At 57.9% G+C, this 24,929-nt stretch carries 24 protein-coding genes; 8 read left to right on the top strand and 16 right to left on the bottom strand.

Annotated elements, in window-relative coordinates; all coding sequences use genetic code 11:
* Positions 1-4 precede the first annotated feature (4 nt).
* The 6 genes from ACR0B8_RS03855 to ACR0B8_RS03830 all read right to left on the bottom strand — a co-directional run bounded on the left by ACR0B8_RS03855 (position 5) and on the right by ACR0B8_RS03830 (position 6,688).
* A complete protein-coding gene (locus tag ACR0B8_RS03855; RefSeq protein ID WP_170358182.1) occupies positions 5-1,279 on the bottom strand; it encodes an ABC transporter permease in 1,275 nt (424 codons plus the stop codon).
* 70 nt (positions 1,280-1,349) lie between these two features.
* The gene (locus ACR0B8_RS03850) at positions 1,350-2,447 is read right to left on the bottom strand and encodes an ABC transporter substrate-binding protein (RefSeq protein WP_170348511.1); all 1,098 of its coding nucleotides are present in this window, start codon (positions 2,445-2,447) and stop codon (positions 1,350-1,352) included.
* Positions 2,448-2,557: 110 nt separating this feature from the next.
* Positions 2,558-3,649, bottom strand: a complete 1,092-nt coding sequence (locus tag ACR0B8_RS03845; protein ID WP_170348510.1) for an ABC transporter ATP-binding protein — start codon at positions 3,647-3,649, stop codon at positions 2,558-2,560.
* Between the two features lie 146 nt (positions 3,650-3,795).
* Positions 3,796-4,506, bottom strand: a complete 711-nt coding sequence (locus ACR0B8_RS03840; RefSeq protein ID WP_480657696.1) for a maleate cis-trans isomerase family protein — start codon at positions 4,504-4,506, stop codon at positions 3,796-3,798.
* Entirely contained in the window at positions 4,503-5,648 is a 1,146-nt protein-coding gene (locus tag ACR0B8_RS03835; RefSeq protein ID WP_226688525.1) for a M24 family metallopeptidase, read from the bottom strand. The genes ACR0B8_RS03840 and ACR0B8_RS03835 overlap by 4 nt, the downstream gene beginning before the upstream one ends.
* Positions 5,645-6,688 carry a pyridoxal-phosphate dependent enzyme gene (locus tag ACR0B8_RS03830; RefSeq protein WP_480657698.1) on the bottom strand — a complete coding sequence of 348 codons (1,044 nt, stop codon included), beginning with the start codon at positions 6,686-6,688 and terminating at the stop codon, positions 5,645-5,647. Before ACR0B8_RS03830 ends, ACR0B8_RS03835 begins: the two co-directional genes overlap by 4 nt.
* 85 nt (positions 6,689-6,773) lie before the next feature.
* Between ACR0B8_RS03830 and ACR0B8_RS03825 the strand changes: the two genes are divergently transcribed.
* Both ACR0B8_RS03825 and argE read left to right on the top strand, forming a co-directional pair.
* Positions 6,774-7,958, top strand: a complete 1,185-nt coding sequence (locus ACR0B8_RS03825) for a M24 family metallopeptidase (RefSeq protein ID WP_480657700.1) — start codon at positions 6,774-6,776, stop codon at positions 7,956-7,958.
* Complete coding sequence (argE, locus tag ACR0B8_RS03820; RefSeq protein WP_170359310.1) at positions 7,955-9,112, top strand: acetylornithine deacetylase; 1,158 nt, start codon at positions 7,955-7,957, stop codon at positions 9,110-9,112. The genes ACR0B8_RS03825 and argE overlap by 4 nt, the downstream gene beginning before the upstream one ends.
* Here argE and ACR0B8_RS03815 read toward each other — a convergent pair.
* From ACR0B8_RS03815 to ACR0B8_RS03790, 6 genes are read right to left on the bottom strand one after another with little or no spacing between them, the layout of a single operon-like run.
* A complete protein-coding gene (locus ACR0B8_RS03815; protein ID WP_170358171.1) occupies positions 9,109-9,975 on the bottom strand; it encodes an urea carboxylase-associated family protein in 867 nt (288 codons plus the stop codon). The two genes, argE and ACR0B8_RS03815, sit on opposite strands and share 4 nt — an antisense overlap.
* A 29-nt stretch (positions 9,976-10,004) precedes the next feature.
* Positions 10,005-11,483 carry an aldehyde dehydrogenase gene (locus ACR0B8_RS03810; protein WP_226688527.1) on the bottom strand — a complete coding sequence of 493 codons (1,479 nt, stop codon included), beginning with the start codon at positions 11,481-11,483 and terminating at the stop codon, positions 10,005-10,007.
* Between the two features lie 8 nt (positions 11,484-11,491).
* Positions 11,492-12,526, bottom strand: a complete 1,035-nt coding sequence (locus ACR0B8_RS03805) for an LLM class flavin-dependent oxidoreductase (protein ID WP_170348504.1) — start codon at positions 12,524-12,526, stop codon at positions 11,492-11,494.
* Positions 12,527-12,538: 12 nt separating this feature from the next.
* On the bottom strand, positions 12,539-13,447 hold the full coding sequence (locus ACR0B8_RS03800) for a flavin reductase family protein (RefSeq protein WP_480657703.1): 909 nt from the start codon (positions 13,445-13,447) through the stop codon (positions 12,539-12,541).
* Positions 13,444-14,223 (bottom strand): alpha/beta fold hydrolase, encoded by a 780-nt coding sequence (locus ACR0B8_RS03795; RefSeq protein ID WP_170393806.1) that lies wholly within the window; start codon positions 14,221-14,223, stop codon positions 13,444-13,446. Before ACR0B8_RS03795 ends, ACR0B8_RS03800 begins: the two co-directional genes overlap by 4 nt.
* On the bottom strand, positions 14,195-14,794 hold the full coding sequence (locus tag ACR0B8_RS03790) for an amino acid synthesis family protein (protein ID WP_170348501.1): 600 nt from the start codon (positions 14,792-14,794) through the stop codon (positions 14,195-14,197). Before ACR0B8_RS03790 ends, ACR0B8_RS03795 begins: the two co-directional genes overlap by 29 nt.
* Positions 14,795-14,901: 107 nt before the next feature.
* Between ACR0B8_RS03790 and ACR0B8_RS03785 the strand changes: the two genes are divergently transcribed.
* The 5 genes from ACR0B8_RS03785 (at position 14,902) to ACR0B8_RS03765 (ending at position 20,889) form a co-directional block, all read left to right on the top strand.
* Entirely contained in the window at positions 14,902-15,759 is an 858-nt protein-coding gene (locus ACR0B8_RS03785) for a LysR family transcriptional regulator (RefSeq protein ID WP_480657705.1), read from the top strand.
* A gap of 84 nt (positions 15,760-15,843) precedes the next feature.
* Complete coding sequence (locus ACR0B8_RS03780) at positions 15,844-17,094, top strand: sarcosine oxidase subunit beta family protein (protein WP_480657707.1); 1,251 nt, start codon at positions 15,844-15,846, stop codon at positions 17,092-17,094.
* Positions 17,095-17,106: 12 nt separating this feature from the next.
* Positions 17,107-17,394, top strand: coding sequence for a sarcosine oxidase subunit delta (locus ACR0B8_RS03775; RefSeq protein ID WP_170393802.1), 288 nt, complete (start codon positions 17,107-17,109; stop codon positions 17,392-17,394).
* Positions 17,391-20,336, top strand: a complete 2,946-nt coding sequence (locus ACR0B8_RS03770) for a sarcosine oxidase subunit alpha family protein (RefSeq protein WP_480657710.1) — start codon at positions 17,391-17,393, stop codon at positions 20,334-20,336. The genes ACR0B8_RS03775 and ACR0B8_RS03770 overlap by 4 nt, the downstream gene beginning before the upstream one ends.
* Complete coding sequence (locus ACR0B8_RS03765) at positions 20,329-20,889, top strand: sarcosine oxidase subunit gamma (protein ID WP_226688535.1); 561 nt, start codon at positions 20,329-20,331, stop codon at positions 20,887-20,889. The genes ACR0B8_RS03770 and ACR0B8_RS03765 overlap by 8 nt, the downstream gene beginning before the upstream one ends.
* A gap of 8 nt (positions 20,890-20,897) precedes the next feature.
* On the opposite strand, the gene ACR0B8_RS03760 is transcribed toward ACR0B8_RS03765, so the two are convergent.
* Together ACR0B8_RS03760 and ACR0B8_RS03755 are read right to left on the bottom strand one after the other, a co-directional pair.
* Positions 20,898-21,902 (bottom strand): GlxA family transcriptional regulator, encoded by a 1,005-nt coding sequence (locus tag ACR0B8_RS03760; protein ID WP_226688536.1) that lies wholly within the window; start codon positions 21,900-21,902, stop codon positions 20,898-20,900.
* A gap of 44 nt (positions 21,903-21,946) precedes the next feature.
* Positions 21,947-22,195, bottom strand: coding sequence for a hypothetical protein (locus tag ACR0B8_RS03755; RefSeq protein WP_226688537.1), 249 nt, complete (start codon positions 22,193-22,195; stop codon positions 21,947-21,949).
* Between the two features lie 166 nt (positions 22,196-22,361).
* Here ACR0B8_RS03755 and ACR0B8_RS03750 point away from each other — a divergent pair, with 166 nt between their 5' ends.
* On the top strand, positions 22,362-23,231 hold the full coding sequence (locus tag ACR0B8_RS03750; RefSeq protein WP_226688538.1) for a LysR family transcriptional regulator: 870 nt from the start codon (positions 22,362-22,364) through the stop codon (positions 23,229-23,231).
* A gap of 1 nt (position 23,232) precedes the next feature.
* Here ACR0B8_RS03750 and ACR0B8_RS03745 read toward each other — a convergent pair whose 3' ends face one another.
* Together ACR0B8_RS03745 and gcvA are read right to left on the bottom strand one after the other, a co-directional pair.
* Positions 23,233-23,844: a YrbL family protein gene (locus ACR0B8_RS03745; RefSeq protein WP_170358149.1), complete on the bottom strand. Its 612-nt coding sequence runs from the start codon at positions 23,842-23,844 to the stop codon at positions 23,233-23,235.
* A gap of 66 nt (positions 23,845-23,910) precedes the next feature.
* Positions 23,911-24,849 carry a transcriptional regulator GcvA gene (gcvA, locus tag ACR0B8_RS03740; protein WP_226688539.1) on the bottom strand — a complete coding sequence of 313 codons (939 nt, stop codon included), beginning with the start codon at positions 24,847-24,849 and terminating at the stop codon, positions 23,911-23,913.
* Between the last annotated feature and the right edge of the window lie 80 nt (positions 24,850-24,929).

The following is a 24,929-nucleotide window of genomic DNA, read 5'->3' as shown; positions in this document are numbered from 1 at the left end:
ATATTTATCCCAATTTCACGTTATCGATGCCCACGATCTTGTCGTAGCACCAGTACAGAAGCATGACGACCGCCAGCAGGATCGTCCCCAACGCCGCAGCCAGTCCCCAGTTCAGCGAGGACGAGATGTGATACGCAATCCGGTTCGAGATGAAGACACCCTTGGTGCCACCCACGATCTCGGGCGTGATGTAGTAACCAATGGCCAGAATGAACACGAGGATCGAACCGGCCCCAATTCCCGGAATGGATTGTGGGAAGTAAATCCGCCAGAAGGTAGTCCAGTTGGTGGCTCCCATCGACTTGGCCGCACGGGTATAAGATGGCGGGATCGTCTGCATCACCGAATACATCGGCAGGATCATGAACGGCAGCAGGATATGCGTCATCGCGACGATCGTGCCGATCTGGTTGTTGATGATCACAAGTCGCGCATCATCTGCGACCAACCCAAGCCAAACCAGAGTTTCGTTAATGACACCTTGTTGTTGCAGCATCACTTTCCAAGCCGAAGTTCGCACCAGAAGCGATGTCCAGAAGGGCAACAGCACAAGGATCATTAGCATGTTCGAAACACGCATCGGCAAATTCGCCAACAGGTAGGAAACCGGATAGGCCAGCAGGATACAGGACCCAGTAATGATCAGGGACATGAACAGCGTACGGCCAAACAGCTTTACAAGTATCTGCTTGTCTTCCGGCTGCGCAGCAACGCCGTCGGGCGTCAGCCTTAAATCGACGGCTGCAAGAAAATAGCCGGGGGTCACGTTTCGGGAATGGGTCTTGATCACACGCCAGTTTTCGACGTCCCCCCATCCTTTGTCCGCGTCAATAAGCTTTTCTTTGAACGGCGCATCCGCTTCAGGGTCCCATTTCCGGATTTTTCGACCGGATTTACGGAACAGGGACGAGATGCCCGGTTCTTCATAGTTCAACCGTGATCCCAACCGGGTGTGTTTCTTTTCAGCAACCGCAATGATCATGTCATTGACAAAGGCGTCATAGACGGCCTCGTCCGGCAGTTCGCCGCTTTTTTCATCCCAATTTTCCAACGCCACGACCGTCAGAGGCAGCGTTTTTTCCACGATACCGTTTTCCACCGAACGGAACAGCATCGACGCAATCGGAATTATGAACGAGAACAGAACGAACAGAAGAAGGGGCGCAATCAATAACAGAGCGCGCAGCTTTTGCCGTCTTAGTGAACGTGCCAGAGATTGCTTGAGCGGCGTTCCGTCCGCGGCCAGCATCGGTCCTGCGTTTTGGCTTGCGTCAGTCATCAGTGCCCCTTGGTTTTATGGGTCAAGGGGCAGCGTGCCGCCCCCTGACTGGTTTTTTGAACTTGAAAGGTTACTGCGACAGCCAGGCCTGGAAACGTGCGTCCAGATCATCGCGGTAGTCAGCCCACCATTCGTAGTTGTTCACAAAGGTGTTTTTCGCGTTACGCGGATCAGTCGGCATGTGCGGTGCCATGTCGATACCCAGATCGGCATGCTTATCGACCAGAGGCGCCGAGGACTTACGTGCCGGACCATACGAGATGTATTTTGCCTGATCCGCCAGACGCTGTGTATCGGACGAGAACCGGATGTAATCCAAGGCCCGTGCCTCACGCTCAGGGCTTAGACCAGCCGGGATCGCCCAGCCGTCCAGATCAAACATCTGCCAGTCCCAAGCCATGCCAACAGGCTGATTCTGCTCGACAATCATCGAGAACAGACGGCCATTATAGGTGGACCCCATAAAGATCTCGCCATCAGCCAAAAGCTGAACCGGCTCGGCGGCGGCCGACCACCAGATCGTCTGATCCTTGATCGTGTCTAGCTTGGCCAATGCACGTTCAACACCCTCTTCAGTTTCAAGCGTGTCGTATACGTCTTCGTAAGCTACGCCATCACAAAGCAGGGCCCATTCCATATTGGCGATTGGGCGTTTGTTGAGTGCGCGTTTGCCTGGATACTTCTCAAGGTCGAATACATCGCACGCTCCGGTCGGAGGCTCTACACCTTCTGGCACCATATCGGTGCGATAGCCGAAGGTTGTCGAGTATACGATCGTCGGAATATAGCAAGGTGAGACAAGTTGATCACCAAAGTCCTCAGACGCAGGTGTCCCATCGGGCGCAGGGGCCAAATGCACGTCCGGGTCGATTTCAATGATCAGACCTTCGTCGCAGGCACGAATATTGTCAGCGGCTTCAAGATCGACAACGTCCCACGTGACGTTGCCCGCTTCGTTCATAGCGCGCAGCTTGGCAACACCTTCGGGCGAGCTGTCATCATTCAGAATGGTAACACCAGTCTTTTCCGAATAGGGCTCGTGATACGCTTTCAACTGCGATTTGGAATACGCGCCGCCCCACGAGACGATTGTCATCTCTTCGGCCATAGCGCCACCAGCAATTGCGGCAACCGCACTCGCCAATAGAGTGGTTTTGGTAACTTTCATTGTTAACTCCCTGTTATTCCCGTTAATTTTAGCTTTTCAGATCAGGTCACGGGGTGCCTGATCATCTGATATCCCGCGCGTCCGGGCAGAGCGCGCGGGTATTTCCTTGCTCAGGCGTCAAGCGCCCGGCAATCATGGGCCAGCCAGCCGATTTCAACCTCTTGGCCCGGCTGCAGTTTTACCGCATCCGGCGCGTTTCGGGTTTTGATGATGAAATCGTCGTTCCCCGCAACAGACAGGCGGAAGCGGAACACGTCACCCATATAGATGAATTCTTTGACCGTTGCCTTCAGCGTATGCGCATCGGCGTGCAGACGATCTTTGTTGAACTCGACCCGTTCGGGGCGGATGGAAACCTTGGTCCGATCTCCCGGGTTGTGGACGTTTACCGGTTTGGCGTCAATCTCAGACCCATCGTCCAAAGCCACCACGCATGAATCGCCGTCGATGGATTTAACAACGCCTTCCAACGTATTGTTTTCGCCAATAAACTGCGCAACGAAGCTATTTTCGGGTTCTTCGTACAGAAGATCGGGTGGGGCCAATTGCTGAATGCGCCCATCGTCAAACACTGCGACACGGTCCGACATCGTCAACGCTTCGGTCTGGTCGTGTGTCACATAGACCGTGGTGATCCCAAGCTCATGCGCCAGTCGGGTGATTTCAAACTGCATATGTTCGCGCAGCTGTTTGTCCAGCGCGCCCAGCGGTTCGTCCATCAGCACCAGTTCGGGTTCGAAGACCAGCGCCCGCGCCAAGGCGATACGCTGTTGCTGACCACCCGAAAGCTGCGCCGGGCGGCGGCTGCCAAAGGCCCCCATCTGAACCATATCCAGCGCGCGCTTGACCTTTTCCTCGCGCTGATCCTTGCCCATTTTCCGCACTTCCAAAGGAAAGGACAGGTTTTCGGCCACGGTCATGTGCGGAAACAGGGCATAGTTCTGGAACACCATCCCGATGCCACGTTTATGCGGGGGAATATTGTTGATCGGTTTCCCGTCCAACATGATCTCGCCATGTGTGGCGGTTTCAAACCCTGCCAACATCATCAGGCAAGTTGTCTTGCCAGACCCTGACGGGCCCAACATTGTCAGAAACTCACCTTTTGGTAACGAGAGGTTTAGATCTTTTACAACGAGTATTTCACCATCATAAGACTTCTGGACACGTTGAAACTCGACGAACGCAGCGTCATTGGACATATACCGACTTGGCTCCCTGTGCGGTCTGTTGGTTGTCCGGTTTATCCGGATCTCAAAGACCATTGGGGACATTTAAGGACATGCAGGGCGCGCCGCGCAACCAAAAATATATTTGAAGCTCTACAATTTTGGATACGGTCACCCCTTCAATGATGCGAATTCAGTTCCCGCATGTGCCACGCAAGGCTTTGATTGCTGGACAAAACCGGCTTTCCTAGCCGCTCCTGAATCTCACGGATCGCATCAAAAGTTCTTAGATTTGTGCAGCTTAGAAAAATAGCTTCAACCGAAGAATCAGCACCAAGCTTGAGCGCTGCATCAACCACAGAGCGCCGCGAAATGCGCACAACTTTCGATTCTTCAGCCTCTCCGAACGAGCCGAAAACATCCATTGAAACCCCGTTTTCAGCGAATGCCCGACGTAATGGTTCGTTCACATCTTGTATATATGGCGACAGCAGCGCGAATTTTGAGACTCCCAAATGCGCCGCGCAGGCCGATGCGGCACGCAAAGGGTTGGTGACCACGGCAGTATTGCAGGTCTCTTGCACCATACGCTCGACCTGCTCGGACCCGATGACCGAACTGGCGGATGTGCATCCATATCCAACCACCTTGTAGGGGCGAATTTTCGGCAGCAAATCCGCCGCAGCGGGCAAAGCCTTTTCCATTTGTGCCAAGGTATCGGTCGTAACTTCAGTTCCGCTAGGAATACGCGAGACATAGATCGGATAGGTTCGATCGGCGAAATAGGCATTGAACTCGGTCTCAATGGTCTCATCCGTTTGCAAAACGATCAGGCCCATTGGTGAGGCAGCTGGATCATCCGCATCCAACGTATAGGGAAGATAGCTCATATCTGGGGCAACTCCGGGCCGACTCTTGGGCTGATAAAGCGCGGTGCGCCTTGCGTGATGACGATATTTTCTTCGTGGACCAGTATTTTATCGCCCACGGCGATGCCTGGCTCTAATGTCAGGACCATCCCGGGTTCCAATACCGTGTGATCCGATGGGATCAGAGAAGGCCATTCCGTCAACGACATGCCAAGGCCATGTCCCAACCTCCCTGCACCGGTGTCTTCGCTGTTTCGGGACAAGATCGCGTTCATTGCTTGGAACAGATCAGCTGCAGTTGCGCCTGGGCGTGCCGCTTCAAACCCCGCATCTGATGCTTCGATCAACGTGGTATAAGCGTCGCGCACTTGCGCCGACGTCTGCCCGACCGACCAATTGCGGTCGTAATCGCAAAAATACCCGTCCCACACCAAGCCTGTGTCCAACATTAAAACATCCCCCGGCACCAATGCGGTTGGACGGGCTGGAGAGATCACGTCTGCATACCCGCCCTGCTCGGCCCCGCCAGCCAGATACGGCACCCAATCCGCGCCTTCCTCAAGGCACAGCATCTGAAAACGGCGGAACACCTCGTCCAAAGCAACATCTTCTCCGGCGATCTCGGGCACGCGTAGAAAGGCCCTGCCCCCGATTGCGCAGGCGGTTTCGATCTTGGCGATCTCTGCCTCGGACTTCACCATCCGCAACGCACGGAGAGTACCTCCGTCGCTGCCCAGACGACGGGAACCCAACCTTTCCTGCAACCTGTTAAGATCGGCCAAAGGCATGCGAACATGGGTTTCGTGACCATCCGGCAGACCGATTACCGCATCTGCAGGGCAGATTTCGAACAAAGCGTCGGCCAGCAGGCTAACACCATCGTCGGTCAAGTCCGGCGCGCTCCAGGTGCGAATGTCTTCGATCCAGGTTGTCGCCATCAATGCCGCCCCGATCGATGGGATGACGGCGATCGGTTTGCCAGTTGCAGGCACGATCAGGTACCACGGGCGCGTCGGGCTTTCCCAAAACCGGGTCAGGTATCCTGTAAAATAGCGAACCTCGGGTTCTGTGGTCAGCAACAGCGCCGACAGCCCCTCTTGCGCCATCCGATGTTGCGCACGCTCGGTCCGCGACTGGAATTCGGACGCTTCAAAGCCCCTCATTCGGCAATCTCTGAGATAATGCACAGAACACGAGCATTTGGTTCGATGCCTAGACCCGCCCGCGCATCTGCATTCATCACGGCGGCAACCCCTGCCCCGCCCGAAGCCGTTGTAGCGATGCCAGCATCGGCCATTGCGGGAAGATGTTCAGTCACCTGCTCATCGGTCAGGGTCAGGAAACTGTCGGCATCTCTGGCCAATCCGTTCAAGGCAATCAGAGATGGTTCCTTGCAATCGAGACGCCCCATGACGCTGTCCGGACCATCGGCGAACACGCAGGCGCCAGCCTCGATACTGGCCTGCAAGGCCGGAGCTGCATCAGGTTCAACAACGATGATCTGAGGTTCTTGCCCCCAAGCCGTCCTCAAATAGGCTGCGGCCGCTCCGGCCAAACCACCAACACCGGCCTGCAACATGATATGGGTCGGCACTTGCGGGCATTGGCGCACAGCTTCGGCGGCCATCTGCAGGTACCCTTCCATCAGAGTATGCGGCAGTTCGTAATACCCCTCCCACGAACTGTCCGACAGCAATATCCATCCGTTATCTTGCGCTGCTTTACTTGCGGCCTCCATGCTGGCGGCATAGTCCACGCCCTCGCGCACAACATCAGCACCCTGCGCGCGCAGGCGTTCGGCAAAGCTTTCGGGTACGGTGTCTGCGATATAGACGACAGAATTGGCCCCGAAACGGCTCGCACCGGACGCGACGCTTAGGCCGTGATTGCCTGCGCTGGCGGTGACATAGGTCCGACCCGCCAGTGTCGAGGCGTCCGGGTTCTCCGCGATATCCGCCGCATGGCGCGCAATGACATAGGCCGCACCCAAGGCTTTGAACGACCCCAGATCCATCCGACCACGTTCATCCTTTGCCCACAGGTGTGCGACATCGGCCAACCCCTTCACTTCGGTCAGAGGCGTTTCTTTGTCCGACAGGCAGCGTGCGATCAATTCTGACGCGCGCGCGACATTGGTCGAAGGGTACGGCGCGGCCTCGATCAGTTTCTGGCCGCCGCGATGAGGGTTGGATGTGATTTTCAATTGAGCGTCTTTCCTGAGTTGCCCATTGACGTGATCGGATTCGTCAAGTTCTGTCAACAAAACTCGGTCACCACAGGAGCGTCCCATGGCCCATGCCAATCCGGCATTCAGCCCATCTGAGTATGATCGTCGGCTGGCAAAGACGCGTGCTGCCATGGCAGCAGCTGGTCTGGATGCGCTGTTCATTGAAGACCCGTCTAATATGACATGGCTGACGGGATATGAGGGTTGGTCATTCTACGTGCATCAGGGCGTATTGGTTCTGCATGACCGTGACCCGATTTGGTGGGGCCGCAATCAGGACGCCAACGGCGCGCGGCGCACGGTCTGGATGAAAGACGATCGGATTCGCGGATACGCGGATCACTATGTGCAATCGACCGTCCGCCACCCGATGCAGGACCTTGCGGCTTTGATCCGGGAAAGTAGACTGTCAGCGGGTCGGATCGGTGTCGAATTGGACAACTACTATTACTCGGCTAAGGCGCATCTGACCTTGATGGCCGAACTGCCGCAGGCCGAACTGGCCGACGCGAATGGGCTGGTGAATTGGCAACGTGCGGTGAAATCGGATGAAGAAATTGCCCTGATGCGCAAGGCCGCGCGGATCTCGGAACATGTTATCGACGGTGTGCTTGACCGGATCGAACCCGGCCTACGTAAGAACGAACTGGTCGCGCAGATTTACCACGATGCGATCCTGGGTGTGGGCGAGGATTGGGGGGACTATGCCGCCATCGTGCCGCTGCTGCCTTCCGGCTCGGATGCTGCCGCCCCGCATCTGACATGGGATGGTGCGCCGTTCAAATCCGGCGAATGCACATTCTTTGAACTCTCTGGCTGTTACCGCCGCTACCACACGCCTTTCTGCCGCTCAGTTTTTCTGGGTCAACCACCCGATTATCTGCTGCGAGCCGAAGCGGCGTTGGCCGAAGGGCTAGAGGCCGGACTGGACGCTGCCCGCGCGGGCAATCAGGCGCGGGATATTGCACTGGCTCTGGCTGCCCCATTGGAACGCGCCGGGATCGAACGCGGTGCGCGGTGCGGCTATCCGATTGGCCTCAGCTATCCGCCGGATTGGGGCGAGCGCACAATCTCTTTGCGCCCCGAGGATGAGACCGTTCTGGAACCCGGCATGACCTTCCACTTCATGCCCGGTCTCTGGATGGACGACTGGGGGCTTGAGATCACAGAGTCGATCCTGATCACCGAAACCGGAGCCGCGGAGTGCTTTTGCAACCGGCCCCGAAAACTGTTCGTAAAGCCATGACCCTGCTAAGAACCACGGAAATCCTTGCGGACCTGATCGCCTTTGAAACGGTGTCCGCTGACAGCAACCTTGAGATCATCCGCTATTTGACCGACCGCCTTGAGGCTTTGGGCGCGCGCTGTATCGAAACGCGGGATGCAACGGGCAAAAAGGCCAATGTCTTTGCCACGCTTGGCCCGGATATGGCGGGCGGCATCCTGCTGTCAGGCCATACGGATGTGGTTCCGGTGGCCGATCAGGACTGGACAACGAACCCGTTTGAGATGACCGAGAGAGACGGCAAACTCTACGGTCGCGGCACCTGTGACATGAAAGGGTTTATCGCCGCCGCGCTGGCTTTTGCCGAAACGCTGGACGTAAGAAAGCTGACCCAACCGCTGCATTTCGCCTTTACCTATGACGAAGAAACCGGCTGTCTGGGCGCGCAGAACCTTGTCAGTGACCTATCCGAGCGCGGCATCGTACCAGACATTGCCATCATCGGCGAACCGACCGAGATGCGCGTGATCGAAGGGCACAAGGGCTGCTTCGAATACACCACCAGTTTCGTTGGGCTTGAAGGGCATAGTTCGGCCCCTGATGACGGCGTCAATGCGGCAGAATACGCGGCGCGCTATATCGGCAAACTACTGGAGCTGCGTCATATCTTGAAATCGCGCGCGCCAAAGGGCAGCCCGTTTGAACCGCCCTGGACCACGGTCAATGTCGGGCGCATCTCGGGCGGTGTTGCCCATAATGTCATCGCCAGCAAAGCCGAGGTCGCGTGGGAAATGCGCCCGGTGCAATCCAGCGACGCCGAACTGGTCAGAAGCACCCTATCAGATTACGTCAAGCACAGCTTGTTGCCCGAAATGCAGGCCGTCCACCCCGACGCGAGCATCACGCAAGAAGCCGTGGCCGAGGTCGAAGGGCTTGAACCCATGGACGAAAACGCCGCGCGCGAATTGGTGGCCGAACTGACCGGCGCCAATGGCACTGGCGTCGTCGCCTTCGCCACCGAGGCCGGCCTGTTCCAACAACTGGGCGTACATGCCATTGTCTGCGGGCCGGGCTCGATCACCCAAGCGCACAAGGCGGACGAGTATGTCGAGATCGAGCAGCTTGATCTGTGCTGCCGAATGCTGAATCGCCTGGGCCGCCGCCTGATCGCTTAACCAGCTCCGTGTGTGCGGTTATAGGCCGAGAGCGCGGGTTGCACATGCGCGGCGCGCGCATCCTCGCCCGGATCATAGACCTCCATCACCAGCGGATAGCAGGCGGCAGCGTCCGAGGAATGCTCCGACGAACAATCCCCTCCGGGACAGGCCGAAAGACCGACGATCAAATCGATCTCGGCGTAGAACTCAAGATAGTCGCCGGGGCGCACCGGGCTTGCCTTCATGAAATACTGCCCGGTGTCTCGGGTGAACCCGGTACACATGAACACGTTCAGGACGTCATGCACCAGCATCTCGGCCTCGTGCAGCGGCAGGTTGCAATGGCTGGCCAGCGCACGGGTCAGGTTGGAATGGCAGCAATAATGGTAATCGTCGCCGGACAACAACCGCCCCGTATAGGGATCGCAGCGCGTGCCGATTACGTCATGGACCGAACCGCCGAACGCGTCGAACCCGTACCAATCCAGCGTATCATCGACGACAGTCGCCATAGGGCGCATGTTGGGAAAGCTCGACCACATGCGATCCCCGGTCGACAGATGGGTGCCGTGCAGAGCGCGGGTTTTGCCGGAATAGAACCGCTCGGACAGGTCGTGCTTGTTCCACATGTTCAGGTCGCCGACCTGCGGACCATCAACAGACAAGACCCGAACAAACGCCCCGGCGGGCACGTCGATACAGGCCGCATCACGTGGGGCTGCGATAGCCTCGGCCGTTTTGCTGGCCCCTTGCCGCAGTTTGGCCAACGCGGTCAGGTCCGGTTGCGTCAACGTCTCGGGCGGGTAGCAAATGACCGGTTGGATGGCCTTGCGGTCATCTGCATCCGTTGGTGCCGCGAAGTTCGGGTTTACCAGTTTCATCAACGCTCTCCCCATGCTTTTGCACAGGCTTAGCGCATAATGAACGGGTTCGCCATCGGCTCTTGCGCGGTGTTGATCCAGGTTGTTTTGGTTCTGGTGTAATCCAATATTGCCTCAACCCCGGCCTCGCGCCCATAGCCCGATTGGTTGAACCCGCCAAAGGGCGCAATCGGTGAGATCGCACGATACGTATTCACCCAGCAAATACCTGCTCTGATCCGTTTCGACACCCGATGCGCCCGCGCGAGATTCTGCGTGAACACGCCTGACCCCAGCCCATAAGGCGTGGTGTTCGCCAGCGCGATCGCTTCATCCTCGGTATCAAACGGCAGCAGAGACATCACTGGCCCGAACATTTCGACCTTTAGCGTTTCTGTATCAGCCGAGGCGCACTGAACCAGTGTTGGCTTCATGTAGTTCCCCGGTCGATCCGCGATCTCGCCCCCAAAGCGGACCGTCGCGCCCTGCCCGCGCGCTTTGGCCAGCGTTTCCTCGATCCGTCGCACCTGTGTTGCGGTGCAGAGCGGCCCTACATGCGTTTCCGCCTGCAGCGGGTCGCCCAGCCGGATGCCGCTGGCCTTTTGCTCAATCCGTTTGATCAGCGGTTCCAGAATGGATCGATGCACCAAACCTCGTGTTCCTGCTACGCAACTCTGCCCCGAGGCGCCAAAGTTTCCGGCGATCAGACCATTGGCCGCGCCATCCAGATCGGCATCTTCAAACACCAGAATAGGGGATTTGCCCCCCAGTTCCAACGAGGTGACAGCAAAGTTCTCGGCCGAGTTGCGCACCACATGCCGCGCAGTCTCTGGCCCACCCGTAAAGGCAATACGGTCAATATCCGGGTGGCGGGTCAGCGGAATGGCGCAGTTTTCAGCGTCACCTGTGATGACCGAGACGACACCGGGTGGAAACCCGGCCTGTTCAATCAACCGCGCAAACTCCAGCATCGGCGCAGGCGCAATTTCTGAAGCCTTCAGAATAACCGAGCACCCTGCCGCCAATGCCGGACCCAATTTGGTCGCCGTCAGGAACATCTGTGCGTTCCATGGCACGATCGCAGCAACAACTCCGATAGGTTCGCGGGTCGTAAAGACGTGCATGTCGGGCTTGTCAATAGGCAGAACCGTTCCTTCGACCTTATCCGCCAGACCCGCGAAATAGCGGTAGTAGTCCGCTACATAACCCGTTTGTGCCGAAGTTTCCGCCAGCAGCTTGCCGCTATCGGTCGTCTCCAGTTCACCCAACTTAGTCGCATGTTCGGCCACCAGATCGGCCAGCCGGTACAACAGCTTGCCTCGCGCAGTCTGCGTCATATCCCGCCACGCCGGATCGTCCAAAACGCGTTTGGCAGCCGCAACTGCGCGATCGACATCCGCGGCCGAGGCACAAGCGAACGTGGCCCATCCCTGCCCCGTCGCTGGGTTTTCTGATGTCATGACCTGTGCGTTTGACCCTTCGGACCATTTGCCATCAATGAACAATTGAAAATGCGGAAGATTTCCCATGGTGGTCCTCACTGAAAAGCTGGCATAACGTCGTCTATGAACCGCGCCAGAGAGGCGCGTTTACGTTCGTTGGTCATGCCGCTGTCGACCCAGAACGAAAACTCATCATATCCCAGATCCTCGTACCGTTTGATCCGGTCAATCACCTGCTGCGTGGTTCCTACGGTCAGATCGCGGCCCAGCTTTTCGGTGGTATACATCGGGTTGGCGTCCATTTCGGCCTGCGTGATCGGTTCGATCAAGCCCTGCTGGATTGGTCGTTTATTCAGGAACCACGCACCGAAATAGTTATAGTAGCGCCGCAAATCCTGAATGCCCTGCGCCACGTCGTCATCATCCTTTCCAACATAGGTGTGATGCAGCAACATGATCTTTGGACGCGGCCCCGCATAGGTGTCGCAGGCATCGTTGAAGCGGCCCATCAGCGTTTCGATCTCCTCCATGCCCTGCCACAGCGGCGTGACCTGAATGTTAAATCCGTTATGGACGCCGAACTCGTGGCTGTTCGGGTCTCGAGCGGCGATCCATATAGGCGGGCCACCATCCTGCAACGGTTTCGGGGCCGAAGTCGTGGCCGGGAAGGTATAGAACTCACCATCATGCGCGCAGTCCCCTCGCCAAATTTGCGGCAATAGTGGCGTAGACTCTCGCATCCTTTGGCCGGCTTCCCAAGCGTCCATCTCGGGCATCAGACGCTCGTATTCAAAGGAATAGGCCCCGCGTGCAATGCCCAATTCGATCCGGCCCTTGGTGATCTGATCTGCCGCTGCGGCCTCACCGGCCAGCTTGATCGGATGCCAAAATGGCGCGACCACCGTACCCGTGCCAAGGCGCACATTCTTTGTATGATGCGCCAGATCGACCAGAGACAGGAACGGATTCGGCGCAATGGTGAATTCCATGCCATGATGCTCGCCCGTCCAAACCGCGCGCATGCCGCCCTCATCGGCCATTTTCACCAGACTAACGAACTCGTCATACAGAACGTCATGCGGCTGATCCGGCGTCAGGCGTTCCATATGGGCAAACAGCGAAAACTCCATCAATCGGCTCCTTTAGCGAAAACTGTGAATGTCGCCGCGTTCGGCGTCGCCCAGATACAAGGCGAAATCCCCGGTCTGAACCTCGCGTGCAAAGCGGGTCATCATGTGGTGAATGCCTTGGGTGGCGAAGGTCAGGTTGGGCAGGTTCGCAACCGGTACCCACTGGGCATTCGCAGAAGCGCAGGGCTGATCTGCTGACCCCAGGAAAAACGTATATTGCAGCTTGGTCTCGGCGTCATTGAACGACGAATAGACCTGTTCGATCCGCGCATGGATACCGCGTTCCGACAACCCCTGCGCCAGTCTGTTCCGTTGACCACCAGTCTCGGCACCCGAGACTTGAACCGGGCGAAACGCAGCGCCATGGCGTTCCAGAAGCACTTGGTCGCCAGCTGTAATAATCGCACCGCAAACCGTTGGGACTTTGGCGTCCATCTCGGCCTCAAGACCCAGGCTGAAATACGATCCGCCCACATAGCCCAATCCGTCGCCCGCAACGTGTGAGAATTCAAGCACACGGCCCATCAGGATGGTATGATCGCCTGCCGGAATGGCCTGATGGGTTTCGCAACAAAACTGCGCCACCGCTCCGTCAATCAGCGGCAAGTCATGCTCGCCGTTACGATGGGGAACTTTCGCGAACCGGTCGCCTTTATACCCTGCAAAAGTGTTCGAAACCTCTTGCTGACCTTCAGCCAGAATGTTGACGGCGAAATGACGGCAATCGGTGAACACTTCATAGCTGGACAGGAACTTGCCTGGGCACACCAGCAGCAACGGCGGGTCTAGAGACACCGAGGAAAACGAGTTTGCCGTGAACCCAACCGGCACGCCATTTTCATCGCGGGTGGTCACCACTGTCACGCCGGTCATGAAACTGCCAAAGGCATCGCGCAGGGCGCGTGGGTCCAACGCAGTCATGTCAGGCACTCCTGAACAAAGGGCAACAGCGTGGCGTTGATCTGCGCCGCATGGGTCATCGGCATCATGTGTGCTGCACCGGGGATGATCTCTGCCCGCCCCTTTGGTGCAAGGCTGGCCATCTGTAGCGACATAACGGGGGTCGAGTTCGGCTCATCCGCGCCGGTCACAAACATGGCCGGACATGTAACCGCTGCCAGCTGCGCTTCGGTCGGGCCGTCGCTTTCGGCAAAGACCGTATAGGCCGCCTTATAGGCGCGTGGATCGACCTCTTGCAGCCATCGCGCGCAGGCGTCGCGTTCCGCTGACGCACTCTCTGCAAACCACCGGCGCAGAGTGACCGAGGCGTCGTTCGGCTGCTGCGCATCAAGCGCATGAGCCCGCGACAAGACTGCTTGTCGCGCCGCGAAGGAGCGCTTGTAGATGGCGTTCAGGGCCGCAACCCCTTTGACATTTCGATTGTCCGAGGCCGCTATTTGCGTCGCAATCAGCGCACCCATCGAATGCCCGATCAGCACCGCAGGCTCGTTCAACAACGCGGTAATCGGCGCGGCGAAGCTATTCAGTCCACTTGGCGCGGCAAAAGCCGTTTCCCCGTGACCCAGCATGTCCGGGCAAACCACGCGATACCCAGCAGAAACCAAAGGCTCGATCTGCCCGCCCCACGCTTCGGCCCGCAGACCGACACCGTGCAACAGCACGACCAGAGGCCCCTCGCCCACGTCAATCGCAGCCAGATCATCGAACTTAGACCGAGGCCGGGTTGTCCACGTCATGACCCAAATCCTTCAAGTCCTGATAACGATCTCCAATCCGATGGTGCGGACGCCCCGTCGTCGCGCCGCCCAGCACAATCACAACCTCATCAGCGCGCGGTGCGTCGGGAATGGCGAATTGCAGCGTCAGATAATGCGACCGGCGACCGGCATCGTTCTTGTCCATCAGCGGCACCATGATCGGTGCGTTGGCTGGCCCTCGGGTATTGGTGAAAGACAGGTAGGATTTCGCCCCAACCGCCTGCCGGAAATGATTACCGAAATGCAGCGTGTGGATCAGGCCCGAGGCATGCTCGACCTCTCCGTCCAGCCCGACAACAGCCGCCTTACCATAGGCTTCGATTGCATCGCCGCTGCCAGCCAACGCAATCATTCGTCCGGTCAGTTCCTCACCTAAAACAGGGGCAAAGCTCAGAATCTCAGGCCTCAGGTCCTCGACATAACGTCCGGCCCACGGGTTGGTGACCACAGCCGCCACCGCGAACATCCGCCATGGGCGGTCTGCCTTGCGAAACCCTTCAACCAGAACCTCTTCGTCGTAGGTCACGATTTTTCGAATATTTGGCTGCACAAACGCCCCCTGTAATTGGTTGGCAAACTATCCTCGGCCAGGGGCTGCTTTGACAAACGAAAGAACTTTGGTCTTAGGTATTAGTGACTCTAATATGTAGGTTACAAATGCCCAAGACCCTGCCCCCGCTCACGTGGTTCAGATCGTTCGAAGCCGCCGCACGACGGCTCAGTTCCACCGCAGCCGCTGACGAGATCGGCCTGACGCAATCCGCTGTCAGCCAACAGATCAGATCGCTGGAAACGCGGTTGGGTGTGGTGTTGTTTCACCGCCACGCGCGCGGCCTGTCGTTGACCGACGAGGGCCGCAAGCTGCTGCCACAGGTCGAAGCCGCGCTGGAGATGCTTCACGCGGCGGCGTCACCGTATCTGGCCGAGGACCGCGCGCGTCACCTTACCGTTGCGGCGTCGGTCAGCGTGCTGGAATGGGTGATATCCCCCGCGTTGCCGCAATTCCGGTCGCGAAACCCGGACACATCCGTGCGTTTTGTCAGCACGATCTGGCCGGATGAATACTCGGCCTCTCGCGCGGACATCGAAATACGGTTCGGATCTGCAAAACAGGTGGGTCGGGACGCAACCGAACTGTTGCCCAATGACCTGATCGCGGTGAAATCTCCCCAGTTGGACGGCGACTTGCCGGACCTGCCGTTGATCGAGGCGGTCGGCACATCCGGCAATTGGTCGTCCTGGTCCGAGGCAACTGGGTACACAATCCCAATCCCCACCTTCTACGTGGATTCTTACGGTCTCGCTCTACAACTCGCCACCACCGGAAACGGGGTGGCTTTGGTCAACGCTTTGGTCGCGGAACATGCATTACGCACCGGTCAGGTCATACGTGCCACCGAAGCTTCGGCCCCCGCAACCGAAGGATATTTTCTGGCGGTCCAACGCCGCTCACCCGAGGTAGACGCATTTCTGGAATGGTTTTCCGGCGCACTGCCTGAGGTAAGTCGCATTTAACGTCTGATTCAAACAAGTGGATGTCGCATCTGAGGATATCCAAAGGCCTTATTTTAGTGAATTCTGGCGAAAAAGGTCCGATTCATGCGATATTCCGGCTTCCGAGTCATCAAAGAGGCGCTCACCGGCCACAAAGGGTGGAAACCGGTCTGGCGTGAGCCCGAACCCAAGGCGCATTACGACATCATCGTCATCGGCGGTGGTGGTCATGGGCTGGCAACAGCACACTACCTGTCCAAGGTCTATGGTCAGCGCAATGTGGCGGTGGTCGAAAAAGGTTGGATCGGCGGCGGCAATGTGGGGCGGAACACGACGATTGTGCGCTCGAACTATATGCTGGACGGGAATGAACCGTTCTACGAGTTCTCAATGAAGCTGTGGGAAGGGCTTGAACAGGACCTGAACTACAACGCCATGATGAGCCAGCGCGGGATCATCAACCTGTTCCACACCGACGGTCAGCGAGATGCTTATACGCGGCGCGGCAATGCGATGATCCTGAACGGTGCGGACGCTGAACTGTTGGACGCTGATCAGGTTCGTAAGGAACATCCCTATCTGAATTTCGACGATGCCCGCTTTCCGATCAAAGGCGGCTTGGTTCAGCGCCGCGCGGGTACTGCTCGTCATGACGCGGTGGCATGGGGGTTTGCGCGATCGGCTGACCTGCACGGCGTCGACATCATCCAGAATTGCGAGGTCACAGGCTTGCGGATTGAGAATGGCAAATGCCTGGGCGTTGAAACGACTAAGGGCTTCATCGGCGCGAACAAAGTGGGCTGCGCGGTTGCGGGCAGTTCCGGCCGCGTGATGGGAATGGCCGGAATGCGATTGCCCATCGAGAGCCACGTTTTGCAGGCGTTTGTTTCCGAGGGTCTGAAACCGGTTCTGCCCAGTGTCATCACCTTTGGCGCAGGCCATTTCTATGTCAGCCAATCCGATAAGGGAGGGCTGGTCTTTGGCGGTGATATCGACGGCTATAACACCTACGCCCAACGCGGCAACTTGTCCGTGGTCGAGGATGTTTGTGAAGGCGGCGTGGCCCTGATGCCGATGATCGGCCGCGCCCGCCTGTTGCGGATGTGGGGTGGTGTGATGGACATGTCGATGGATGGCTCGCCCATCATCGACCGTACGCCGGTCGAGGGGCTCTATTTCAACGGCGGTTGGTGTTACGGCGGTTTCAAGGCAACCCCGGCCTCGGGCCATTGCTTTGCGCATCTGTTGGCGAAGGACGAGCCGCACCCGGTCGCCACCGCCTACCGCCTCGACCGGTTCCAGACGGGCCGGATGATCGACGAAAAAGGCGTGGGCAACCAGCCCAATCTGCACTGAGGGGACTGTACAATGATTATCAACCATCCCCTTTTGGGTCCGCGCGATGCCTCGGAATTCACCTATCTGGGTGACGCGTCGCTGATCGACCGCCCGGACTGGCAGTCTGAAAACGCAGCTGAGGCGTTCTATGAATACGGCTATGTCCGCGACAACCCCGCCGGCGAGCATCAAGAGCTATGGTATCACGAGGCCGGAGACCGATCCTGGCTGGTCGTCACGCGCAACACGCTGACGCATGAGATTTCAAAGGTGGAACTGGCCCGCGACGTGGCCCGCGCACGGGGGCGATCCAAATGACGCAGACAAACCGGCTGAATGGCGGCCAGATCGACCGCAACACCTCTTTGTCCTTCAAATTTGACGGGCGCAACTATACCGCGCATCCCGGCGATACTCTGGCCTCGGCCTTGATGGCCAACGATGTGCGGCTGATCGGGCGGTCGTTCAAATACCATCGCCCGCGCGGGCTGCTGACCGCCGGGTCTGAAGAACCCAACGGCATGGTCGAACTGCGCACCGGTGCCCGCAAGGAACCCAACACCCGCGCCACAACAATTGAAATGTTCGACGGGCTTGAGGCGAAGTCGCAGAACCGCTGGCCCAGCCTGAAATTCGACGCGCTGGCCGTGAACGATATGTTCTCGAACTTCCTGTCGGCAGGGTTTTACTACAAGACCTTCATGTGGCCTGCCGCGTTCTGGGAAAAGCTCTACGAACCGATGATCCGCCGCGCCGCCGGTTTGGGATCGCTGTCGCAAGAGGCTGACCCGGATGAATACGACAAAGGGTTCCGTCACTGCGATCTGCTGATCATCGGCGCTGGACCCTCTGGCCTGATGGCTGCCCTGACCGCAGGACGTGCCGGGGCAGACGTTATTCTGGCGGATGAGGATTTCACCCTTGGCGGACGTCTAAACAGCGAGACCTATGCGCTGGGTGACCACAGCGCCCCGGACTGGGCGGCTCAAGCGGTTGCAGAGCTATCGTCTTTGCCCAACGTCAGGCTTATGCCGCGCACCACAGTCATCGGCGCGTTTGACCATGGCGTCTATGGCGCAGTGGAACGGACTGGGGATCATTTAGCCACCCTACCAGTGGGCAAACCCCGTCAGATTCTATGGCGTATTTACACTCAAAAAGCACTGCTTTGTGCCGGAGCCACGGAGCGCCCCATCGCGTTCGAAAACAACGACCGGCCCGGCATCATGATGGCCAGCGCATTGCGAACCTATGCCAACCGGTTCGCTGCCACCGCGTCGCAACGTGTGGCGATCTTTACCAACAATGATGACGGCCATCGCACCGCAGCCGATCTGCATGCCAAGGGCGTCACAATCACTGCCGTCGTAGATGTGCGCGAGGACGCACCTACCTGCTATGACTATGAGGTCCTGAAAGGCGCACAAGTCATTGATACTAAAGGCCGCCACGGGCTGACCTTTGTCGAGGTCGCTGTGGCTGACGGCTCAACCCGTACTCTGGAAAGCGGGGCGCTGGGCGTGTCCGGCGGCTGGAACCCGAACGTGCATATGACATGCCATCAACGCGGACGTCCGGTCTGGGATGACGCTTTGGCCGCCTTTGTGCCCGGAGAAAAACTGCCCGTCGGACAGTCGGTTGCTGGTGCTGCAAACGGGGTGATGTCGACACATGGCGCCCTGCAATCCGGTGCGGAAGGCGCGGCCAACGCGCTGGAACTGACAGGTGTCCTGCCCGACTTGCCCGAAGCTGAGGATGCTCCTGTCTCGCAAACGCCATTCTGGTATGTGCAAGGATGCAAACGCGCCTGGGTGGATCAGCAGAACGACGTAACCGTTAAGGACGTCAAGCTCAGCTATCAGGAAGGGTTCCGATCAGTCGAGCACCTGAAACGCTATACCACGCTGGGCATGGCAACGGATCAGGGCAAGACCTCGAACATCACCGGCCTTGCGATCATGGCCGAGGTGGCCGGCAAGTCGATCCCCGAGGTCGGAACCACCATCTTCCGCCCGCCTTACACGCCCGTGCCGATTGGCACTTTCGCGGGCCGGATGAAGGGGCAGGAATTTCACCCGACCCGCCTGACGCCCTCGCACTATTGGGCCAAGGAACGCGGCGCCGTGTTTGTCGAGGTTGGCAACTGGCTGCGTGCGCAGTGGTTCCCCCTGCCCGGTGAAACCCATTGGCGGCAGTCCGTGGATCGTGAGGTACGCCAAACCCGCGCCTCGGTCGGGGTGTGCGATTGTACGACACTGGGCAAGATCGACGTGCAGGGCACCGATGCGGCCGAGTTTCTGAACCGCATCTACGCCAATGGCTTCGCAAAGCTGGCCGTAGGAAAAACCCGATACGGACTGATGCTGCGCGAAGACGGAATGGTCATGGATGACGGCACCGCCGCGCGGATGGCCGAGGACCACTTCGTCGTCACCACAACCACGGCGAACGCTGTAAGTGTCTACCGCCACATGGAATTTGCGCGCCAGTGCCTGTATCCGGACATGGATGTGCAGTTGATTTCAACCACCGAAGCCTGGGCACAGTACGCCGTGGCCGGCCCCAATTCGCGCAAACTGCTGCAAAAGATCGTGGACCCAGAGTTTGATCTCTCGAACGACGCCTTCCCGTTCATGGCCTGTGGCAACGTCACCGTCTGCGGTGGGCTACGGGCGCGGTTGTTCCGAATCTCGTTCTCAGGCGAGCTGGCCTACGAAATCGCGGCGCCCTCACGTTATGGCGACGCGCTGATGCGGCGGCTGATGGCCGAGGGTGAGGAATTTGACGTGGTGCCATACGGCACCGAAGCGCTGGGCGTGATGCGGGTCGAAAAAGGCCATGCCGCAGGAAGTGAACTCAACGGCACCACCACGGCACTGAACCTTGGCTTGGGCAAAATGGTGTCAAAGAAGAAAGACAGCATCGGTTCGGTCCTGTCCGAACGCGAAGCTCTGGTCGAGCCGGATGTCCTGCGACTTGTCGGGATCAAACCTCTGCAACCCGAAGATAAGGTCACAGCAGGCGGGCATCTGATGAACAGCGAAGGCCCGGTCGATGCGGCGCATGATCAGGGGTATGTCACTTCGGCTGTCTACTCGCCGATCCTCAACAGCAATATCGGTCTGGGCCTCGTGAAAAACGGGGCCGAGCGGCTGGGCGAGAAAATGCGTCTGGTCTCCCCCCTGACTGACCTGACCGTCGAGGTGGAACTTGTCTCGGCCCATTTCGTCGACCCTGAAGGAGAGCGTCTACGTGCATGATCTTGTTGCTACAACCGCCCTGGGCGGGACTGACCCACACGTGGACACCGTCGGAGGTGTCACATGTACCGAAGTGCCCGGCGTGGCGCTGGCTTCGGTCGCGGCCCGGATGGGGCAGGAAGACAATACTGCCACTTCTCTGGCCAAGTTGATCGATGCCCCCATCCCCGATATTGGTCGCTGGGCCGGTACAACGATCAGCGCGTTCTGGGCCGGCCCCGATCAATGGATGATTGAGGCCCCCTTTGACACCCACGAAGCGCTTGCCGAACAGGTCAAAACCGCCATGGGAGATGCCGCCTCGGTCACCGAGCAAACGGACGGTTGGACGCGGTTCGACCTGAACGGAGATCATATTCCTACGGTTCTGGAACTCCTGTGCCAGCTTGATCTGCGCAAGCTTGACCCAGGCAGCGCGGCGCGCTGTTCGATCCATCATATCGGTTGTTTTGTTCTGTGCCGAACACCCGAGAGCTTCAGTTTCTACGGTCCACGATCCTCGGCCGGTTCACTGCATCATGCCCTTTTGACGGCGATGCGCTCGGCACTTTGATCCATCGGTCAGACCGACGGGAGCGGGGCGTTATCTTCAACGCGAAAACGGTTGATTCTGCGGCGATCTTCGCTGGGGCTTAGCCCGAAAGCCGCCCGATAGTGCGTCACCAGAGGCGCGACCGAACTGTACCCGACGGCTGAGGCGATCTGGGGTATCGGGTCTTTGGTATAAACCACCATCTGCCGCGCAGCCTTCATACGCATGGCGCGGTAATAGTGGCTGGGGCTTTGACTGGTTGCCTGTTTGAAAGCCCGTTCGATCTGTCGGGGCGTCACCCCCATCCGCTGCGCCACCTCTGCCACGGAAATCGGCTCGCTCATATGCGCAGCGAACAACGCAACACTGCGGGAAACCAGAGGCGGCAGGTTATCGCCCGTGTCGGGCGCAGTTGCTCTGGGCACCTGCTGTTGAACACCGGCGCCGCGCATCATCGGGTGCTGGAACCAACAGGCGACTTCATGTGCGACGTCCCCACCCAGCCTATCCTGAATAAGATGCAATGCCAGATCAAACCCTGCCGCCGCGCCCGAAACGGTTGTTCGACTGGCATCTCTGACGATCACTTCACTGCGGGCATCCATGTCAGGGAATTCCGCTTCGAACGCGGCCTCATAACACCAATGAACTGACACCGGATGACCCTGCATGACACCCGACCGAACCAACGGAAAAACACCTGCGCTGATCCCGCCCAGAACCGTCCCGTGGCGACCTAGACTGCGCAGGGCACCGTTGCCAAAACTCGGGTTGTCGAAGACCGAAGTCGGACTGCTGAGAAGGAAAATAATGTCAATGTCCTTGCAGGCTGCCAGAGATCGCTCGGCTTCGAATCCGACACCTGCACTGGATTGGACCTTTTGGCCATTCTCGGAAATCAGCGACCAGAGGAACGCTTCTTGCCCCGCGATTTCATTGGCCGCCCGCAGCGGCTCGATCACCGAGGTCAGGCATGCCATGGGAAAGCCATCAAACAGCAAAAAGCCGATCTCGATTCTGTTTTCAGTCCGCATGGACCTGTCCTAGCAGGAAATCCGCCGCTGCCCTAAGCGAAGTTTCAAGCCCAGCGGATCAACCCGATGATGGCTGATGTTGCGTAAAACCCCTGTAGCAACAGAAATGTCCAGCGACGGTCGATCACAGCCCAGGTTGCGAACAGACCCGACGACAATAGCAGAAGCGTAAACCCCAACAGCTCCGCCCCGATATTCGAGGCGATCAGCAAGGCATAGGCCATCGCCAACACGGACCCGGTGATTTCAAACACCGTAGTCAGACTGCGACGCGAGGTTTCGAGTTTTTCCATGCTTCACCCCTGTCCTGTCATGCGGTTTATCGGAGCGGGCTCAGTGATAAAAAATGTCATTTTGGGCCTTTGATGTTTTGTCTTTTCCTGTGACTAGACCAAGGTTATCATGTGACTCAAATGAATGATTGTCATTCTGTGATCTTTTTTTGTCATAGATCGGAAAATGAACGAACGCCTAGAAATTGACGCCCTACGCGCCCTGCTGGCCATTGCGGCACATGGTGGCGTGACCCGCGCAGCGGAACATCTGGCGTTGTCTCAATCTGCGGTCAGCCACAAAATCCGTCGGCTAGAGCAGGCGTTGGATTGTAACTTGCTGGCCCGCCGCGCCGGTAGCCCTTTGTTTACCGAGGCCGGTCAACGGCTGTGCGACTATGCGCGCCGGATCACCGATTTGCATGACGAAGCGTTGTCATCTTTGGGCAAGAAAGCTCTGACCGGAACCATCCGCCTGGGCATGACCGAGGACACCGCCACAAGCGACATCGCCCGAATTGTGGGTCGTTTCACGCGGTTGTACCCTGACATTCGTGTCCGCACCCGCACCAGTCAAAGCCTAAACGTGCAGTCCTGGTTGAAAGCCGGAGAGCTGGATGTGGCGGTGATGCAGATCTTTCGTAAGGACATTCTGCCTGACGATTTGATCCTGTTTGAAGACACGCTGCACTGGGTCAAGTCGCCGGAATTTCACCCGGATTTATCCTCGCCTGTGCCTTTTCTATCCTTCGATAGCCAGTGTTTTTATAAACAATGGGGCATGGGACAAAAGCTGCACCAGTTCGATAACGTTCTGGAGTGCCCGAGTGCGGCGGGCATCCAATCGGCGGTGCGGTCGGGTTTGGGTGTCGCATTGTTGAACGGAATGCACATCACTTCGGACATGGAAATCATCGACAAGCTTTTCCCTGTTCCGCCCCGTATCGCCTTTGTCGCGCGCACGCATCTAAAGCGCCGAAACCCGGCTGCAATAGCTCTCATTCAGGAAATCCGTAAAGAGGTTGAGACCACGATGCCTGTGACCGACGCAGGCTGAGTTAACTCGTCCCGAGATTGAACGCTTTGGACATACGTTCCCGGCGACGTTCAATCGACTTGTGAAACGCCAACTTGCTGAACAAAACAAGCGGGAACATCACCCGTTCACCTAGCCCGTCGATGATGACCAGCTTTCCGCCGCGTTCCTGCGCGCGGACGATGTTTTCAAACCCCATGTCACCGACAATGATCTGCCCTTTTTTGAGATCGTCCATCAGTTCCATGAACTCATCATGCAGCCGTTGGCGCGCCTCCCTGTCCGACGCAACCGCACGCTTTTCGGATTGCAGGGTCGGCGCAAGCCCACCATCTGAACCAGTCAGTTTTTCAACAACCAATGCCGGGCCTTGCGACGTCGGCGCATACCCCATGAACCGCGCGAGGCGTTCGATTTCCGGGCAGCCGCGATTCAACGCGGCCAGATATTCGTTCGCTTCTCGATTCCACTGCCGCAGATTGCCATAGCGCCAGGCCGCATATCGCGGAATCGCATGATGTCGAATAGGTTCATCCACCCGAACTTTCAACAACGCGCATTCAATTTCAGGGTGTTGGAAAATCTTGTAGTTGCGGCTTTCGCGCAGCGGGGTGTGGCCGCTTAGGTCAATCATGTCTGTCAGGTCCCAATCATGAGAAACGTGCGCCGCAAGGGCACTTAGTGCTAAAATCAGTGCCCTTCATAGGGCGTTCTGATTTCCGTGACAATTCACCTTTGTTTCAGCCTGAACTAGCGATGACGCTTCCTGAACCTGTTTGATCAACCAGTTCCGAACCGCCTCGGCGACCTTTGCCTGTCTGGGCGTGCGTTGGGTGACGACGTGGTACCCTTCTTGCACCGGGGTTGCAAAAGAAACGGGTTGGCACAAGCGCCCGGCCTCAAGGTCCCCAGCGACAAATTCCCGGTTGGCCAGCGCGATGCCCTGCCCGGCGATTGCAGCATCGATGGCCAGCGAAGTCTGGCTGAACGCCATGGTCTTTAGCCCGGATACAGGCACCTCTCCCAAAGCGGCCTCCAGAAACAGGGGCCACTGGCCATGGGTGTCTTCGAGCAGAACATGGTTGATCAGGTCTGCAGGCGACTGAATGGGGCTATGCCCTGACGCGAGATCAGGATGGCAGACAGCGATCAACTCTGCAGAAAACAAAGGCACGGAGACCAATCCCGGACCAAACGGTGGCTTACCCTGTCGGATCGCAATATCGACCCCGTCCGTCTGGAAATTCGCCAGCGTGTTCGACGCATCCAGACGTAGCCGGATATCGGGATGATCCTGTGCGAAATACCCCAATCTCGGCACCAACCACCGTGTAGCAAAAGAAGGGGTTGAACTGATCGTGGCAACAACGTCTTGCGGTGACAAGTTTGCGGTTGCCTCGGCCATCAAGTCAAAGGCGCGACGGAGCGGTGCAAGATAGGCCCGGCCCTCATCAGTCAGGGACAGCCCTCTGGCCTGCCTGTGGAACAGTTTGATTTGCAATATTTCCTCAAGCGACCGCACCTGTTGGGCCACAGCGCCTTGCGTGACGCCCAACTCATCAGCGGCCCGACTGAAGTTCAGATGGCGCCCTGATGCTTCAAACGCCTTTAATGCGTTCAAGGGAGGTAAATTACGCATGGTTAGGGATTCAACAGAATAGATTTTCTACAAGGTTAAGGCAGAATTACTGATTGGTCAAACGTCGCCGCTGACGCCAT

The sequence above is a fragment of the Ruegeria sp. BH6 genome (assembly GCF_056538105.1).
The sequence above is the reverse complement of the archived record's forward strand: the minus strand, read 5'-3'. Positions and strand labels throughout refer to the sequence as shown.